General features: G+C 61.6%; 14 protein-coding genes. 7 read left to right on the forward strand and 7 right to left on the reverse strand.

Features of this window, described 5'->3' with window-relative positions:
- Positions 1–82: 82 nt before the first annotated feature.
- Positions 83–1,618 (reverse strand): 2,3-bisphosphoglycerate-independent phosphoglycerate mutase, encoded by a 1,536-nt coding sequence (gpmI, locus tag LOY45_RS01590; protein ID WP_115089312.1) that lies wholly within the window; start codon positions 1,616–1,618, stop codon positions 83–85.
- A gap of 217 nt (positions 1,619–1,835) precedes the next feature.
- Between gpmI and LOY45_RS01595 the strand changes: the two genes are divergently transcribed.
- The 3 genes from LOY45_RS01595 to secB are packed head-to-tail and all read left to right on the forward strand — an operon-like array spanning position 1,836 to position 3,040.
- Positions 1,836–2,252 carry a rhodanese-like domain-containing protein gene (locus LOY45_RS01595; protein ID WP_010222286.1) on the forward strand — a complete coding sequence of 139 codons (417 nt, stop codon included), beginning with the start codon at positions 1,836–1,838 and terminating at the stop codon, positions 2,250–2,252.
- Between the two features lies 1 nt (position 2,253).
- Positions 2,254–2,508 carry a glutaredoxin 3 gene (gene grxC, locus LOY45_RS01600; RefSeq protein ID WP_045193908.1) on the forward strand — a complete coding sequence of 85 codons (255 nt, stop codon included), beginning with the start codon at positions 2,254–2,256 and terminating at the stop codon, positions 2,506–2,508.
- 40 nt (positions 2,509–2,548) lie between these two features.
- Positions 2,549–3,040 carry a protein-export chaperone SecB gene (secB, locus tag LOY45_RS01605; RefSeq protein WP_038997589.1) on the forward strand — a complete coding sequence of 164 codons (492 nt, stop codon included), beginning with the start codon at positions 2,549–2,551 and terminating at the stop codon, positions 3,038–3,040.
- A gap of 98 nt (positions 3,041–3,138) precedes the next feature.
- Here the strand turns inward: secB and LOY45_RS01610 are convergent, their stop codons facing one another.
- Positions 3,139–3,594, reverse strand: coding sequence for a tRNA (cytidine(34)-2'-O)-methyltransferase (locus tag LOY45_RS01610; protein ID WP_010222290.1), 456 nt, complete (start codon positions 3,592–3,594; stop codon positions 3,139–3,141).
- On the opposite strand from LOY45_RS01610, the gene LOY45_RS01615 reads away from it, so the two are divergent.
- Positions 3,593–4,030, forward strand: coding sequence for a hypothetical protein (locus tag LOY45_RS01615; RefSeq protein WP_115089311.1), 438 nt, complete (start codon positions 3,593–3,595; stop codon positions 4,028–4,030). The genes LOY45_RS01610 and LOY45_RS01615 overlap by 2 nt on opposite strands.
- Before the next feature lie 303 nt (positions 4,031–4,333).
- Here LOY45_RS01615 and ntrC read toward each other — a convergent pair whose 3' ends face one another.
- From ntrC to glnA, 4 genes are all read right to left on the reverse strand, one after another.
- Positions 4,334–5,770, reverse strand: coding sequence for a nitrogen regulation protein NR(I) (ntrC, locus tag LOY45_RS01620; protein ID WP_115089310.1), 1,437 nt, complete (start codon positions 5,768–5,770; stop codon positions 4,334–4,336).
- Positions 5,767–6,852, reverse strand: a complete 1,086-nt coding sequence (gene glnL, locus LOY45_RS01625; protein ID WP_115089307.1) for a nitrogen regulation protein NR(II) — start codon at positions 6,850–6,852, stop codon at positions 5,767–5,769. Before glnL ends, ntrC begins: the two co-directional genes overlap by 4 nt.
- 256 nt (positions 6,853–7,108) lie before the next feature.
- Positions 7,109–7,657, reverse strand: coding sequence for a chorismate mutase (locus LOY45_RS01630; protein ID WP_115089305.1), 549 nt, complete (start codon positions 7,655–7,657; stop codon positions 7,109–7,111).
- 147 nt (positions 7,658–7,804) lie between these two features.
- Complete coding sequence (glnA, locus tag LOY45_RS01635) at positions 7,805–9,211, reverse strand: glutamate--ammonia ligase (RefSeq protein ID WP_010222298.1); 1,407 nt, start codon at positions 9,209–9,211, stop codon at positions 7,805–7,807.
- 331 nt (positions 9,212–9,542) lie between these two features.
- On the opposite strand from glnA, the gene thiI reads away from it, so the two are divergent.
- Both thiI and typA read left to right on the forward strand, forming a co-directional pair.
- A complete protein-coding gene (gene thiI / locus LOY45_RS01640) occupies positions 9,543–10,997 on the forward strand; it encodes a tRNA uracil 4-sulfurtransferase ThiI (RefSeq protein WP_115089303.1) in 1,455 nt (484 codons plus the stop codon).
- 128 nt (positions 10,998–11,125) lie between these two features.
- Positions 11,126–12,946, forward strand: a complete 1,821-nt coding sequence (gene typA / locus LOY45_RS01645; protein ID WP_115089301.1) for a translational GTPase TypA — start codon at positions 11,126–11,128, stop codon at positions 12,944–12,946.
- A 155-nt stretch (positions 12,947–13,101) separates the two neighbouring features.
- Here typA and LOY45_RS01650 read toward each other — a convergent pair whose 3' ends face one another.
- Positions 13,102–13,509: a YkgJ family cysteine cluster protein gene (locus LOY45_RS01650; protein WP_233673577.1), complete on the reverse strand. Its 408-nt coding sequence runs from the start codon at positions 13,507–13,509 to the stop codon at positions 13,102–13,104.
- A gap of 199 nt (positions 13,510–13,708) precedes the next feature.
- Here LOY45_RS01650 and LOY45_RS01655 point away from each other — a divergent pair, with 199 nt between their 5' ends.
- Positions 13,709–16,159 carry a glycogen/starch/alpha-glucan phosphorylase gene (locus tag LOY45_RS01655; RefSeq protein WP_115089297.1) on the forward strand — a complete coding sequence of 817 codons (2,451 nt, stop codon included), beginning with the start codon at positions 13,709–13,711 and terminating at the stop codon, positions 16,157–16,159.
- The last annotated feature ends 21 nt before the right edge of the window (positions 16,160–16,180 follow it).

Here is a 16,180-nt window from a genome sequence, read left to right on the forward strand (position 1 = left end):
GCTGCAAGCTGCAAGCTACAAGCGGCAAGAAAAATGGGTGAATGGGCTCTTTCTTGCGGCTTGTAGCTTGTCTTCAGCGGCTTTAGCCGTCGATCAGAATCGACGAGCCGGTCATTTCTGCCGGTTTTTCCAGGCCCAGCAGCTTGAGCATGGTGGGGGCCACGTCGGCCAGCACGCCGCCTTCGCGGACCTGCACTTTGCGCTTGCCAACATAGATGAACGGTACCGGCTCGGTGGTGTGCGCGGTGTGCGCCTGGCCGGTGCATTCGTCTTCCATCTGCTCGACGTTGCCGTGGTCGGCGGTGATCAGCGCTTCGCCGCCGACCTTGTCCAGCGCCTCGACGATGCGCCCGACGCACAGGTCCAGCGCCTCGACGGCCTTGACTGCGGCCTCGAATACGCCGCTGTGGCCGACCATGTCGCCGTTGGCGTAGTTGACCACGATCACGTCATAGCGCTGCTGCTCGATGGCTTCGACGATGCGGTCGGTGACTTCCGGCGCGCTCATTTCCGGCTGCAGGTCATAGGTGGCGACCTTTGGCGACGGGATGAGGATGCGTTCTTCGCCTTCGAAGGGCTCTTCACGGCCACCGGAGAAGAAGAAGGTGACGTGGGCGTATTTCTCGGTTTCGGCGATGCGCAGCTGGGTCTTGCCGTTTTTCGCCAGGTATTCGCCGAGCACGTTGTTCAGGCTGCCCGGGGCGAATGCGGCCGGGGCCGGGATTTTCGCCGAGTATTGGGTCAGGCCGATGTAGGCGGCCAGTTTGGGCAGGCGTGCACGTGGGAATTCGTTGAACTCGGGCTCGACGAACACCCGCGACAGTTCGCGGGCGCGGTCGGCGCGGAAGTTCATGAAGATCACTGCGTCGCCGTCTTCGACCTTGACCGCCTCGCCAATGCGCGTGGCCTTGACGAATTCGTCGCTCTCGTCGCGGGCATAGGCGGCTTCAAGGCCGGCCAGGGCCGTGTCGGCGCTGAATTCGGCGCTGCTGTCGACGATCAGGTTGTAGGCTGCCGATACACGGTCCCAGCGGTTGTCGCGGTCCATGGCGTAGTAGCGGCCGATCAGGCTGGCGATGCGGCCCTTGCCGAGCTTGGCGAAGGCGGCATCGAGCAACTCGATCGAGGATTGCGCGCTTTTTGGCGGGGTGTCGCGGCCGTCGAGGAACGCGTGCAGGTAGATTTTCTCGGCGCCGCGCTTGGCGGCAAGCTCGGCCATGGCCACCAGGTGGTCCTGGTGGCTGTGCACGCCGCCATCGGAGAGCAGGCCAAGGATGTGCACGGCCTTGCCGGCACCGACAGCCTTGTCGACCGCGCCACACAGCACCGGGTTTTCGAAGAACTCGCCGTCCTTGATCGCCTTGGTCACCCGGGTGAAGTCCTGGTACACCACGCGGCCGGCGCCGAGGTTCATGTGGCCGACCTCGGAGTTGCCCATTTGCCCGTCCGGCAGGCCGACATCCATGCCGGAGCCGGAGATCAAGCCGTGCGGCTGGGTAGCGCGCAGGCGATCATAGACCGGCGTATTGGCCGAATAGATGGCGTTGTATTCGTGGCTTTCGCTGTGACCGAAACCATCCAGGATGATCAGGACCAAGGGTTTTGGCGTGCTCGTCATCAATCCCACACTCACGGTTGTTCAGATGATAAAGGCACGCATTTTAGGGCAAATTGGCCAGCAATGACGAATTAACCTTGCAGGCCTGGCAGCGCGGGCCGACGGGCTGCAGCCCGGTAATGAGAATTACTGGCGATAACCCTGCCCGGCGGGCTTTGGCCGACCTTGGGGGCTGTGTATACTGGCCAACATTTTTAATGGCCTGGAACACCCTCCGATGGTTGCTCACCTGATTGAATTCGCAACAAATCACTATCTGCTGGTCGGTATCTTCGTCGTTCTGCTGGTTTTGCTGATCGTCACCGAAGCACGCAAGGGCGGCCGCAGCCTCAGCACTGGCGAACTGACCGCGCTGGTCAACGCCGACAAGGGCCTGGTGATCGACATCCGTTCGAGCAAGGACTACGCCGCCGGCCATATCGTTGGCGCCGTGAATATTCCCCAGGACAAGGTTGCCGCGCGCATCGGCGAGCTGGAAAAGCACAAGGCCAACAAGACCCTGATCATCGTCGACGCCATGGGCCAGCACGCCGGCACCACCGCGCGCGAACTGCTCAAGGCCGGCTTCACCGCTGCCAAGCTGTCGGGTGGCGTGTCGAGCTGGAAGGCCGATAACCTGCCGCTGGTGAAGTGATATGAGCAACGTCATCGTCTACTCCAGCGATTACTGCCCTTACTGCTCGCGGGCAAAATACCTGCTCGAAAGCAAAGGCGTGGCCTTCGAAGAGATCAAGGTCGATGGCAAGCCTCAGGTGCGCGCCGAAATGAGCCAGAAGGCCGGCCGTACCTCGGTGCCGCAGATCTGGATCGGCTCCACCCACGTCGGCGGTTGCGACGACCTGTATGCCCTGGAGCGCGCCGGCAAGCTCGACGCGCTGCTCAAGGCCTGAATCAGAAACCCATTAAAGACTCTGGAAAGAAGGATCTGTCATGACTGATCAACAGAACAACGACGCCGCAGCCGCAGCCGACGACAACACGCCGCAGTTCTCCCTGCAGCGCATCTACGTGCGCGACCTGTCGTTCGAAGCGCCGAAAAGCCCGGCGATCTTCCGTCAGCAGTGGGAACCGAGCGTTGCCCTGGACCTGAACACCAAGCAGAAAGGCCTGGAAGGCGACTTCCACGAAGTCGTGCTGACCCTGTCGGTGACCGTGAAGAACGGCGACGAAGTAGCCTTCATCGCTGAAGTGCAGCAGGCCGGTATCTTCCTGATCAAGAACCTCGACCCGGCGTCGATGAGCCACACCCTGGGCGCGTTCTGCCCGAACATCCTGTTCCCGTACGCCCGTGAAGCGCTGGACAGCCTGGTGACCCGTGGTTCGTTCCCGGCACTGATGCTCTCGCCGGTCAACTTCGACGCTCTGTACGCTCAGGAAATGCAACGCATGCAGGAAGCTGGCGAAGCCCCTTCGCTGCAATAAGCCTGTTGCGATGTAGCAAAAAGCGCCCTGATGGGCGCTTTTTTCTTGGGGATTGTCGCGAACACTGTGGGAGCGGCGCTGTTCTGCGGTTTGATTCCTCAGGCAAACCCCTGCTGGCGCCACGCCTCATACACCGTCACCGCCACCGTGTTGGACAGGTTCAAGCTGCGGCAACCCGGACGCATCGGCAGGCGCAGGCGTTGCTCGGCGGGCAGGCTGTCCAGCACCTCGGCGGGCAGGCCACGGCTTTCCGGGCCGAACAGAAAGGCGTCACCCGGCTGGAAAGCAGTTTCGTGGTAGGGGTGCGAGGCTTTCGTGGTGAACGCGAACAGCCGTGGCTGGCCTAGGCTTTCCAGGCAGCTGGGCAGGTCTGCGTGGCGCTTGAGCGTGGCATACTCGTGGTAGTCCAGACCGGCCCGGCGCAAGCGCTTGTCGTCCAGCTCGAAGCCGATCGGCTCGATCAGGTGCAGGTGGCAGCCGCTGTTGGCGCACAGTCTGATGATGTTGCCGGTATTCGGCGGAATCTCTGGTTGAAAGAGGATGACGTGAAACATGCACGGCTCCGAACATAAAGATGGCGAGCATTCTACTCCTGAACCGGACCCGCGTTCGCAGCTATGGCCGCGGGTGCTGTTTTCCCTGGCGCTGTTCGGCATGCTGGTGGGGCTGATGATCGGTCGCCTGACCGCGCCCGAACCGCGGGTGCTGGAGCAGATCGAGGTGGTCGAGGCCGGCTTGAACCTGTGGTTCAACGAAGAACCCAAGCTGCACGGCGAAGAGGTCGAAGGCACCCTGACGCTGCTGTTCGAGGCCGAGGGCAGGGCTGCACGCGGTCAGTTGCAGTTGCAGGGCAAGCCGGTGAGCTGGCGGGTGCAGAACAGTGATGGTGGCTTGCTGGTGACCCTGGTCGCGGCCCGCCCCCTGCACGGCGAATGGGCCGGTGCAGAGGAGGGCGAACGCTGGCGGGTGCAGGTGAGGCTGCGCGAATAAAAGAGGGGATTCCCCGGCCTGCCTGTACCAAGGTCCCCAAAACTGGAAGTACTGATACTAATGCAGGGTGTGTGCCAGTTTTGTTGCAGTGCGCAAAAAGGCCGGTTTACGGGGTTAGGCAGGGTTTTGCCGGGGATTTGTGCCTTCAGGCGGTGCACCGATAGCGGGGTCGGTGCATCAATGGGGCAAATTGCAATCTTGTGGGAGCTGGCTTGCCAGCGATGAGGTCAATGCAGTCTGTGCATTCTCTACAGGCCGGACGACCGCTTCGCGCTCGATCGCTGGCAAGCCAGCTCCCAGAGGTCAGGCCTCGTCGTCACCGTCCTCATCGCCGCCATCGACCTTCATCCCCAACTCCTTGATCTTGCGCGTCAGGGTGTTGCGGCCCCAGCCTAGCAGCACGGCGGCATCGCGGCGGCGGCCTGCGGTGTGCTTGAGCGCGGTCTCGATCATGATCCGCTCGAAGCTCGGTACGGCGCTGTCGAGCAGGCTCGATTGGCCACGGGCCAGGGCCTGGTCGGCCCATTGGCGCAGGGCCTGTTCCCAGTTGGTCACCGGCGCCGCGTCTTGCGGCAGGTTGAGCAGCTCGGGTGGCAGGTCGCCGATATGCACTTCACGCCCCGAGGCCATCACCGTGATCCAGCGGCAGGTGTTCTCCAGCTGACGCACGTTGCCCGGCCACGGCAGGTTGCGGATGAATTCCTCGGTTTCTGCCTTGAGCAGTTTGGGCTCCACGGCCAGTTCCTGGGCTGCGCGACCCAGGAAGTGCCTGGCCAGGGTCGGGATGTCTTCGCGACGATCGGCCAGGCGCGGGATGTGGATGCGGATCACGTTCAGGCGGTGGAACAGGTCTTCACGGAACTTGCCGGCCTGCACCAGGGTTTCCAGGTTCTGGTGGGTGGCGGCGATGATCCGCACATCGACCTTGACCGGCACATGCCCGCCCACCCGGTAGAACTCGCCATCGGCCAGCACCCGCAGCAGGCGGGTCTGGGTGTCGGCCGGCATGTCGCCGATCTCGTCGAGGAACAGGGTGCCGCCATCGGCTTGCTCGAAGCGGCCGCGGCGCAGGTTGGCGGCGCCGGTGAAGGCGCCTTTCTCATGGCCGAACAGTTCCGACTCCATCAGGTCCTTGGGGATCGCCGCCATGTTCAGGGCGATGAACGGCGACGCCGCCCGCGGGCTGTGGCGGTGCAGGGCGTGGGCGACCAGTTCTTTACCGGTACCGGACTCGCCGTTGATCAGCACAGTGATGTTGGAATGGCTCAGGCGGCCGATGGCGCGGAACACTTCCTGCATCGCCGGCGCTTCGCCGATGATCTCCGGGGTGCGGGTCAGGCTCGGTGCCACGTCCAGGCCTTGTTGCTCCTGGGCATGCTGGTTGGCACGCTTGACCAGCGATACCGCTTCATCGACGTCGAACGGCTTGGGCAGGTACTCGAAGGCACCGCCCTGATAGGACGCCACCGCGCTGTCCAGGTCGGAATGGGCGGTCATGATGATCACCGGCAGGCGCGGGTGCTGCTCGCGAATCTGCGCCAGCAGGTCAAGGCCGCTGGCGCCAGGCATGCGGATGTCGGAAATGATTACGTCCGGCTGCTGCCGGGCCAGGCGGCTCATGACCCCGTCGGCGCTGTCGAAGCTCTGGGTGGTCATGCCTTCCTGTTGCAAGGCCTTCTCCAGCACCCAGCGGATGGAACGATCATCGTCGACGATCCAGACGGTTTCACTTCGGCTCATGAGGCGGTGGCTCCTTGTTCCAGCGGCAGGAAGATCGAGAAGGTGGTGTGGCCAGGGTGGCTGTCACACTCGATCAGGCCCTGGTGCTGGCTGATGATGTTCTGGGTTATGGCCAGGCCCAGCCCGGTACCGTCCGGGCGGCCGCTGACCATGGGGTAGAAGATGGTTTCCTGCAGCTCGGCAGGGATGCCGGGACCGTTGTCGATGATCTCGATGCGGGCCACCAGGCGATGACGGGTGTGGCCGATGGTGAACTGGCGCATGGCTCGCGTGCGCAGGCTGATGCGGCCCAGGCGCAGTTCGTTCTGGCCGCTGATGGCCTGCATGGCGTTGCGCACGATGTTGAGCACCGCCTGGATCATCTGTTCGCGGTCGATCAACACATCCGGCAGGCTCGGGTCGTAGTCGCGCACCAGGGTGATGCCGCCCTGGGTTTCGGCCTCGACCAGGCTGCAGACCCGCTCCAGCACCTCATGGATGTTGGTCAGGGCCAGCGATGGCAGCTTGTTCGAGCCGAGCATGCGGTCGACCAGGTTGCGCAGGCGGTCGGCCTCTTCAATGATCACATTGGTGTAATCCTTCAGGCCTTCTTCCGGCAGCTCGCGGGCCAGCAGCTGGGCGGCGCCGCGAATGCCGCCGAGCGGGTTCTTGATCTCGTGGGCCAGGCCGCGCACCAGCATCTTGGTGGTTTCCTGCTTGGACAGCTGGGCCTCTTCCTTGGTGATGCGCAGCAAGCGGTCACGCGGATGCACTTCAAGCAACAGCAGGGTCGCGCCTTTGCTGAGGATCGGCGTCACCGCGTAGTCGACGGTCTGGGTCTGGCCAGTCAGCGAGGTCAGTTGGGCTTCGCGCTTGGTGAAAGGGTGCGCGTGCTCCACCGCCTGGCGCAGGGAGTTGAGCGCCTCGGGCGATTCGGTGAACAGTTCGCTGATGAATTGCCCGTGGCTGCGTTGGCCACTGATGGCCAGGAGCATCTCCGCCGCCGGGTTCATGTACTCAAGGCGCAGTTCGGCGTCGAGCAGGATGGTGGCGGTGGTCAGGTTGTCCAGTAGCAGTCGGTGCAGTGCATCGCTGATGGTCATGGGGCGTCGTTGACCTCTTTTGGCTCATACAACCTCGGCACAGGGCCAGGTCGCGGGCGCTGGTAATCCGCTGGTACAAAGAAAATGCAAAAAGCAAACCAAGGCTCCGAAAAGAAGCGGAATTTCCGGATTAAGACCTGTATTTGCGCGAAAAACGCCTACAAAGTCCTGAGATCGCACTTTTCGTGAACCAAAATGGGCTGAGTTGCTCAGGTGCAAGCAGATGCGTGCACCAATATAGAGCATAGAGGAAGGATTACTGCGGCGAGCACAAATGCGTCGTCGCGCGGATCAGGGCCAGGGACTGCTGCGGGTCTTTGTCCTGTTGTGCGATGGCTTGGGCCAGGGTCGCCTGGCATTGGGCCGGGCGGTTGCGATCAAACTCTGCCAGTTGGCTCAGCAGTGTGCGTTGCAGGCGATCCAGTTGCGGGCGCAATTGGCTGCCCAGATCGACCCGTGGCGTTTGTGGTGCGCTGCCTGCGGCATGCCAGCGTGACAGTGCGCGGTACTGGAGCAGCTTGTTGGCTTCGATCTGGTCGGCGAAGAACACGCCTGCCCGGTGCTCGTCCACACCAAAGCGCACGGCCTGGGTGCGGGCATTGGCGATGACCTGCTGCTCACGCTCGGGCGCTTCTACAGGCTGGCCCGAGTCCCATTTGTTCAGGGCGACATCGTCGGCGATATCCAGGCGTTGATTCACGCTATCGAGCAAGCGCGACAGGGCAACTGGCGGTGCGGGTGTCGAGGCGCACCCTTGCAGGAGCAAGGTTGGCGCAAGGAGCAGGGCGAACAGGGGCATACGCATGGCGAGGGTCCGAAGCGGTAAAAGAGCAGTGTGCAGCTTTTTGGCCTTTTTTCCTGTCGGCCAATGCGCATAAGAATGTCAGAAAAACAAAAGGCCTCCCGAAGGAGGCCTCTCTTGCACTACGCCGCTTGCGCGAGCGTTACCGGATTAGCAGCTGTAGTACAGCTCGTATTCCAGTGGGTGTACGAAGGTGCGGACCTTGATTTCTTCTTCGCTTTTCAGCGCGATGTAGGCATCGATGAAGTCATCGGAGAACACGCCGCCCTTGGTCAGGAACGCGCGGCCCTTGTCCAGCTCTTCCAGGGCTTCTTTCAGGCTGCCGCACACCTGCGGGATCTCTTTCGCCTCTTCAGGCGGCAGGTCGTACAGGTTCTTGTCGGCGGCATCGCCTGGGTGGATCTTGTTCTGGATACCGTCCAGGCCGGCCATCATCAGTGCCGCGAAGCACAGGTACGGGTTGGCAGCCGGGTCCGGGAAGCGCGCTTCGATACGGCGGGCTTTCGGGCTGGAAACGTAAGGGATGCGGATCGAGGCGGAACGGTTGCGAGCCGAGTAGGCCAGCATTACCGGAGCTTCGAAGCCTGGTACCAGACGCTTGTAGGAGTTGGTAGCCGGGTTGGTGAAGCCGTTCAGGGCCTTACCGTGCTTGATGATACCGCCGATGAAGTACAGGGCGGTGTCGGACAGGCCGGCATAGCCTTCGCCGGAGAAGGTGTTCTTGCCATCTTTGGAGATGGACATGTGCACGTGCATGCCCGAGCCGTTGTCGCCGTACAGGGGCTTAGGCATGAAGGTCGCGGTGCGGCCGTAGGCGTCGGCAACGTTGTGTACGCAGTACTTGAGGGTCTGAACTTCGTCAGCCTTCTTCACCAGGGTGTTGAACTGCACGCCGATTTCGTTCTGGCCGGCAGTTGCCACTTCGTGGTGGTGCACTTCGATGACCAGGCCCATTTCTTCCATGGCGTTGCACATGGCAGTACGGATTTCGTGGTCGTGGTCGAACGGAGGTACTGGGAAGTAGCCGCCTTTGACGCCCGGACGGTGGCCTTTGTTGCCGCCTTCGACGTCCTGGTCGGACATCCACGAGCCTTGTTCGGAGTAGATCTTGAACATCGAGCCGGAGATATCGGACTTGAACTTCACTTCGTCGAAGATGAAGAATTCAGGCTCTGGACCGACGAAGACGGTGTCACCGATACCGGTGGTCTTCAGGTACTCTTCGGCGCGGCGGGCGATGGCGCGTGGGTCGCGGTCATAGCCTTGCATGGTCGACGGTTCGATGATGTCGCAGACCAGGATCAGGGTCGGTTCTTCGGTGAACGGGTCGAGCACGGCGGAGGCGTCGTCCGGCATCAGGATCATGTCGGAAGCTTCGATGCCTTTCCAGCCGGCGATGGAGGAACCGTCGAACATCTTGCCGGCTTCGAAGAAATCTTCATCCAGCGCATCACGAGCTGGCATGGTCACGTGGTGCTGAGTGCCTTTGGTGTCAGTGAAGCGCAGATCAATCCATTTAACGTCATGATCTTTGATGAGTTGAACCGACTTCGACATAGTGTCCTCCGGGGTGGGGTAGAGCTTGCCTGTGCAGCCCTTTAATTTGGGTGATGCCGGGCGCGAATAGTCGGCCAAGGCAACCTGCCTCACAAGGGAGCAAATTGCATGCCAGTGCCCCGAGTTGGGATTTTTGCCCCAAACCCAAGCGTTTTCGGCCGATTTCGCAAATTCACGGCATTTTTCTGCACTTTAAAGATGCGCTAATCGGGCATGATGCACCATTTTGGCGCACAGAAAACCTTCTGTACAAAAGTTGCTCAAAGCTTGAGCAATTTCCGCTATAATCCGCGCCCCACTTTTTTAGTCGGCACCTCGCGCGCTGTTTTTCATGAAACTAATCGTAAAAGTCTTCCCAGAGATCACCATCAAGAGCCGGCCGGTTCGCAAGCGCTTCATCCGTCAACTGGCCCGCAACATCCGCAACGTGCTCAAGGACCTCGATCCTGCGCTCGCGGTTAACGGTGTCTGGGATAACCTCGAAGTGATCACTCACATCGAGGACGAGAAGGTCCTGCGCGAGATGACCGAGCGTCTGACCTGCATGCCGGGCATTGCCCACTTCCTGCAGGTCGACGAATACCCGCTGGGTGATTTCGACGACATCGTCGCCAAGTGCAAGCAGCACTTCGGTCACCTGCTGGCCGGCAAGCGCTTCGCCGTACGCTGCAAGCGCGGCGGCCACCACGATTTCAGCTCGATGGACGTCGACCGCTACGTCGGCAGCCAGCTGCGCCAGCAGTGCGGCGCCGCCGGTATCGACCTGCGTACGCCGGAAGTCGAGGTACGCATCGAGGTACGCGACAAGCGCCTGTACGTCATCCACAACCAGCACAAAGGCATCGGCGGTTACCCGCTGGGCGCGCTGGAGCAGACCCTGGTGCTGATGTCCGGCGGTTTCGACTCCACTGTCGCCGCCTACCAGATGATGCGCCGCGGCCTGATGACCCACTTCTGCTTCTTCAACCTTGGCGGCCGCGCCCACGAACTGGGGGTGATGGAAGTTGCCCACTACCTGTGGAAGAAGTACGGCAGCAGCCAGCGCGTGCTGTTCGTCAGCGTGCCGTTCGAAGAAGTGGTCGGCGAAATCCTCGGCAAGGTCGACAACAGCTACATGGGCGTGACCCTCAAGCGCATGATGCTGCGCGCGGCGACCAACATCGCCGACCGCCTGCAGATCGACGCCCTGGTGACCGGTGAAGCCATCTCCCAGGTGTCGAGCCAGACCCTGCCGAACCTCGCGGTGATCGACTCGGCCACCGAGAAGCTGGTGTTGCGCCCGCTGCTGGCCAGCCACAAGCAGGACATCATCGACCTGGCCCAGCAGATCGGCACCGCCGAGTTCGCCAAGCACATGCCTGAATACTGCGGCGTGATTTCGGTGAACCCGACCACCTGCGCCAAGCGTCATCGCCTCGAGCATGAAGAGAAGCAGTTCGACATGGCGGTGCTCGAGCGTGCCCTGGAGCGCGCCCGCCTGATCTCCATCGACCACGTGATCGATGAACTCAGCGAAGATATCCAGATCGAAGAAGTCAGCCAGGCGCTGGCCGGGCAGGTGGTGATCGACATTCGCCACCCTGATGCCCAGGAAGACCAGCCCCTGGAACTGGACGGCATCGAGGTCAAGGCCTTGCCGTTCTACGCCCTGAACAGTCGCTTCAAGGAGCTGGATGCCACGCGCCAGTACCTGCTGTATTGCGACAAGGGAGTAATGAGTCGCCTGCATGCCCATCATCTGCTCAGTGAGGGACATGCCAATGTGCGCGTTTATCGTCCGACATAAGACGCCGGGGCTATATGGCGGGAGCATCCGCCATCGCCCTCCCGACCACCGGGCCGTTTGAGCGCCATTCATTCATATTCGCCGCCTAGACTGGGCGGCAACCCGAATCCTCTGATCGAGATACACACGTGATCGAAAATCTGCGTAACATCGCCATCATCGCCCACGTTGACCATGGTAAAACCACCCTGGTCGACAAACTCCTGCGTCAGTCCGGCACCCTGGAGCGTAACGAGCTCAACGACGAGCGCGTCATGGACTCCAACGACCAGGAAAAAGAGCGCGGTATTACCATTCTGGCGAAAAACACCGCCATCAACTGGAACGGCTACCACATCAACATCGTCGACACCCCCGGCCACGCCGACTTCGGTGGCGAGGTTGAGCGTGTAATGTCGATGGTCGACTCCGTACTGCTGCTGGTCGACGCTCAAGACGGCCCTATGCCGCAAACCCGTTTCGTGACCAAGAAGGCTTTCGAAGCCGGCCTGCGTCCAATCGTGGTCATCAACAAGGTCGACCGTCCAGGCGCGCGTCCTGACTGGGTTCTGGACCAGATCTTCGACCTGTTCGACAACCTCGGTGCCACCGACGAACAGCTGGACTTCAAAGTCGTCTACGCCTCGGCCCTGAACGGCATTGCCGGTCTGGACCACACCGAAATGGCCGAAGACATGACCCCGCTGTACCAGTCGATCGTCGACAACGTACCGGCTCCTGCTGTTGACCGTGACGGCCCGTTCCAGATGCAGATCTCGGCACTGGACTACAACAGCTTCCTGGGTGTTATCGGTGTTGGCCGTATCGCTCGCGGTCGCGTCAAGCCAAACACCCCGGTGGTGGCTATCGACGTCAATGGCAAGAAGCGCAACGGTCGTATCCTCAAGCTGATGGGTCACCACGGTCTGCACCGCATTGACGTCGAAGAAGCCCTGGCTGGCGACATCGTCTGCATCAGCGGTTTCGACGAGCTGTTCATCTCCGACACCCTGTGCTCCCCGGACGCAGTCGAAGCGATGAAGCCGCTGACCGTTGACGAACCAACCGTTTCGATGACCTTCCAGGTCAACGACTCGCCGTTCTGCGGTAAAGAAGGCAAGTTCGTGACTTCCCGTAACATCAAGGAACGTCTGGACAAAGAGCTGCTGTACAACGTTGCACTGCGCGTTGAAGAAGGCGACTCGGCTGACAAGTTCAAGGTCTCCGGCCGTGGTGAGCTGCACCTGTCGGTTCTGATCGAAACCATGCGTCGCGAAGGCTTCGAAATGGGTGTTGGTCGTCCGGAAGTGATCATCCGTGAAGTCGACGGCGTCAAGCACGAGCCGTTCGAGAACGTCACCATCGACATCCCTGAAGATTCCCAGGGCAAGGTCATGGAAGAAATGGGTCTGCGTAAAGGCGACCTGACCAACATGGTTCCGGATGGCAAGGGCCGTGTACGCCTGGAATACAACATCCCAGCCCGTGGTCTGATCGGTTTCCGTAACCAGTTCCTGACGCTGACCAACGGTGCCGGCATCCTGACCTCGATCTTCGATCGCTACGCTCCGATGAAGTCCGGCCACATGTCCGGCCGTCAGAACGGCGTGCTGGTTTCGGTCGAAACCGGCAAGGCCCTGACCTACTCCCTGGAAACCCTGCAGGCGCGCGGCAAGCTGTTCGTCGAGCACGGCCAGGAGATCTACAACGGTCAGATCGTTGGTCTGAACAGCCGTGACAACGATCTGGGCGTCAACCCTACCAAGGGCAAGAAGCTCGACAACATGCGTGCTTCGGGTAAAGACGAAACCATCGCCCTGGTTCCACCTGTTCGCTTCACCCTGGAACAGGCCCTGGAATTCATCCAGGACGACGAGCTGTGCGAAGTCACGCCTAAGTCGATCCGTCTGCGCAAGAAGATCCTCGACGAAGGCGAGCGTACCCGCGCTGCCAAGAAAGCCAAGAACTGAGTCTTAGTTCCGGCTGAATGAAAACGCCCCCGGTCGCAAGACCGGGGGCGTTTTTGTTTGTGCGGGACATGGAACCGGGTTGGCTTCATCGCTGGCAAGCCAGCTCCCACAAGATCATGTACAACCCTGTGGGAGCTGGCTTGCCAGCGATGCTTTTAGCGGCGCGCCGCTGGCTTGGGGATGTACGCGCAATATCCCGGACGCGGTCCGATCCGCGGATGGTTGCGGCAGGTGTCCGGGCGCTTTTCGTAAATGGTGCACATGCGACTTTTACGGTCCAGGTACAGGCAATCGTCGTTGCTCATCTGCGCCAGGGTGAAAATCCCCGACTTCTGGTTGAAGCGCTGGATGATCCCGTCCTTCTGCAAACGCTTGGCAATGTTCTTCGGCGGCTCGCCCACCTCGAACTCATCCACCACGCCCATGCGGATCAGGTCTTTGATTTTCACTTCCGTCGGCAAGGTGCAGCAGGTCGAGTTGCAGCCTCCGCACATATGGCTTTGGTACTTCTGCCAGGTTTCCAGTCGGTCGACTTCGGCGGCGGCAATCAGGGTCGGTTTCATCAGGCTCAGGTTTTTGATGTTCTAGTGGGCGCGCGATCATACCGGAGTTGGTCAAAATGTGAACAGCCATTTGCCGGTTGCCACACCAACGGTTACCGCTTTTGCACAGAAACGCCAGAACCAGCGCTGTCGCTCTGTGTCGAACGGTCTAGGCTGAGAAATCTCCATCCGCATTCGTCAACTTGCCCGAGGACGTCGCATGTCTCAGGAACCGCTCGCTCGTGACGCAGAGGTGGCCGCTTTTCGCACCGCTGTGCTGGATAAATTGACCTACGCGGTCGGCAAGGACCCGGAGCATGCCTTCGACCACGACTGGTTCGAAGCCATTGCCCTGGCGGCCCGCGATCACATGGTCGATCACTGGATGGACCATACCCGGCAGATCTACCGCAAGAGCCAGAAGCGGGTGTATTACCTGTCGCTGGAATTCCTGATCGGCCGCCTGCTGTACGACAGCCTGAGCAACCTGGGCCTGCTGGATGTCGCCCGTGAGGCGCTGGGCGGGCTGAACGTCGACCTTGAGCGCATCCGCCTGCTTGAGCCCGATGCGGCCCTGGGCAACGGTGGCCTGGGGCGCCTGGCGGCCTGTTTCATGGAGAGCATGTCGACCCTTGGCATCGCCGCCCACGGTTATGGCATTCGTTACGAGCACGGCCTGTTCCGCCAGGCGGTGGTCGATGGCTGGCAGCAGGAACAGACCGAGAACTGGCTGGATTTCGGCAACCCCTGGGAGTTCGAGCGGGCCGAGGTGATCTACCCGATCAGCTTCGGCGGCAGCGTCGAAACCGTGCACGACGCCGCTGGCCAGCAGCGCCAGGTATGGTGGCCGGCCGAGACGGTGCGGGCGGTGGCCTACGACACGCCGGTGGTCGGCTGGCGCGGGGCCAGCGTCAACACCTTGCGCTTGTGGCGGGCGCGGGCGCTGGAAGAGCTGCACCTGGAGCGCTTCAATGCCGGTGACCACCTTGGCGCTGTCGCCGAGGTGGCCCGCGCCGAAAGCATTTCGCGGGTGCTATACCCGGCTGACAGCACCGAGGCCGGCCAGGAGCTGCGCTTGCGCCAGGAATACTTCTTCGTTTCCGCCTCGTTGCAGGACCTGCTGCGCCGGCACCTGAACATGCACGACAGCCTGCTCAACCTGCCGCAGCAGGCGGCGATCCAGCTCAACGATACCCACCCCTCGATCGCCGTTGCCGAGCTGATGCGCCTGCTCGTCGACCAGCACGAAGTGCCGTGGGACACCGCCTGGCAACTGACCGTCGAGACCCTGGCCTACACCAACCACACGCTGCTGCCCGAAGCCCTGGAAACCTGGCCCGTGGGCCTGATGGAACGCATGCTGCCGCGGCACATGCAGATCATCTACCTGATCAATGCCTTTCATATCGACGCCTTGCGCGCCAAGGGTATCCACGATTTCGACGTGCTGCGCGCGGTGTCGCTGATCGAGGAAGACAATGGCCGCCGGGTGCGCATGGGCAACCTGGCGTTTTTAGGCTCGCACAGCGTCAACGGCGTATCGGCGCTGCACAGCAAGCTGATGCGCAGCACCGTGTTTGCCGAAATGCACAAGCTTTACCCCGAGCGGATCAACAACAAGACCAACGGCATCACCTTCCGTCGCTGGCTGTTCCAGGCCAACCCGCAGTTGACCGGCATGCTGGTCGAGGCATTAGGCGCCGATGTGCTCGATGACCCGCAAGGGCGCTTGCGCGACCTTGATCCCTTTGCTGACAAAGCCCCATTCTGCAAGCAGTTCGCCGCCCAGCGCCTGCACAGCAAGAAGGCCCTGGCCAGCCTGATCCAGGAGCGCCTGGGCATCACCCTCAACCCCGAGGCGATGTTCGACGTGCAGGTCAAACGCATCCACGAATACAAGCGCCAGTTGCTCAACCTGCTGCACACCGTGGCGCTGTACCAGGCGATCCGTGCGGAACCCGGCGCCGGCTGGGCGCCACGGGTGAAGATCTTCGCCGGCAAGGCGGCGGCCAGCTACCACCAGGCCAAGCTGATCATCAAGCTGACCAACGACATCGCCAAGGTGGTCAACAACGACCCGACCGTGCGCGGCCTGCTCAAGGTGGTGTTCCTGCCCAACTACAACGTCAGCCTGGCCGAGAGCATCATCCCGGCAGCCGACCTTTCCGAGCAGATTTCTACCGCCGGCTATGAGGCATCCGGCACCAGCAACATGAAGTTCGGCCTTAACGGCGCGTTGACCATCGGCACCCTGGACGGCGCCAACGTCGAGATGTGCGAGCAGGTCGGCATTGAGAACATGTTCATCTTCGGCCTGACCTCTCAGCAGGTGGAGGCGCGCAAGCGCAGCGGCGACTTTGGTGCGAGTGCCGCGATCGGTGCCTCCCATCGGCTCAACGATGTGCTCCAGGCCATTCGCGGCGGGGTGTTTTCACCGGATGACCCGGCCCGCTATGTCGGCTTGATCGACTCGCTGGTGGCCTACGATCGCTTTCTGGTGTGCGCCGATTTTGACGCCTACTGGGAAGCGCAAATGCGCGTCGAAGAGCTCTGGCACGAGCCCAGGCAGTGGTGGCGCAGGGCGGTGCTCAACACGGCGCGCATGGGTTGGTTCTCCTCGGACCGGACCATCCGCGAGTACGCTACCGACATCTGGAAAGCCCTCGACTAAGCTGCAAGGGCCGGCCCGGGG

It is taken from the genome of Pseudomonas wadenswilerensis (assembly GCF_024749185.1).
GTDB lineage: Bacteria > Pseudomonadota > Gammaproteobacteria > Pseudomonadales > Pseudomonadaceae > Aquipseudomonas > Aquipseudomonas wadenswilerensis.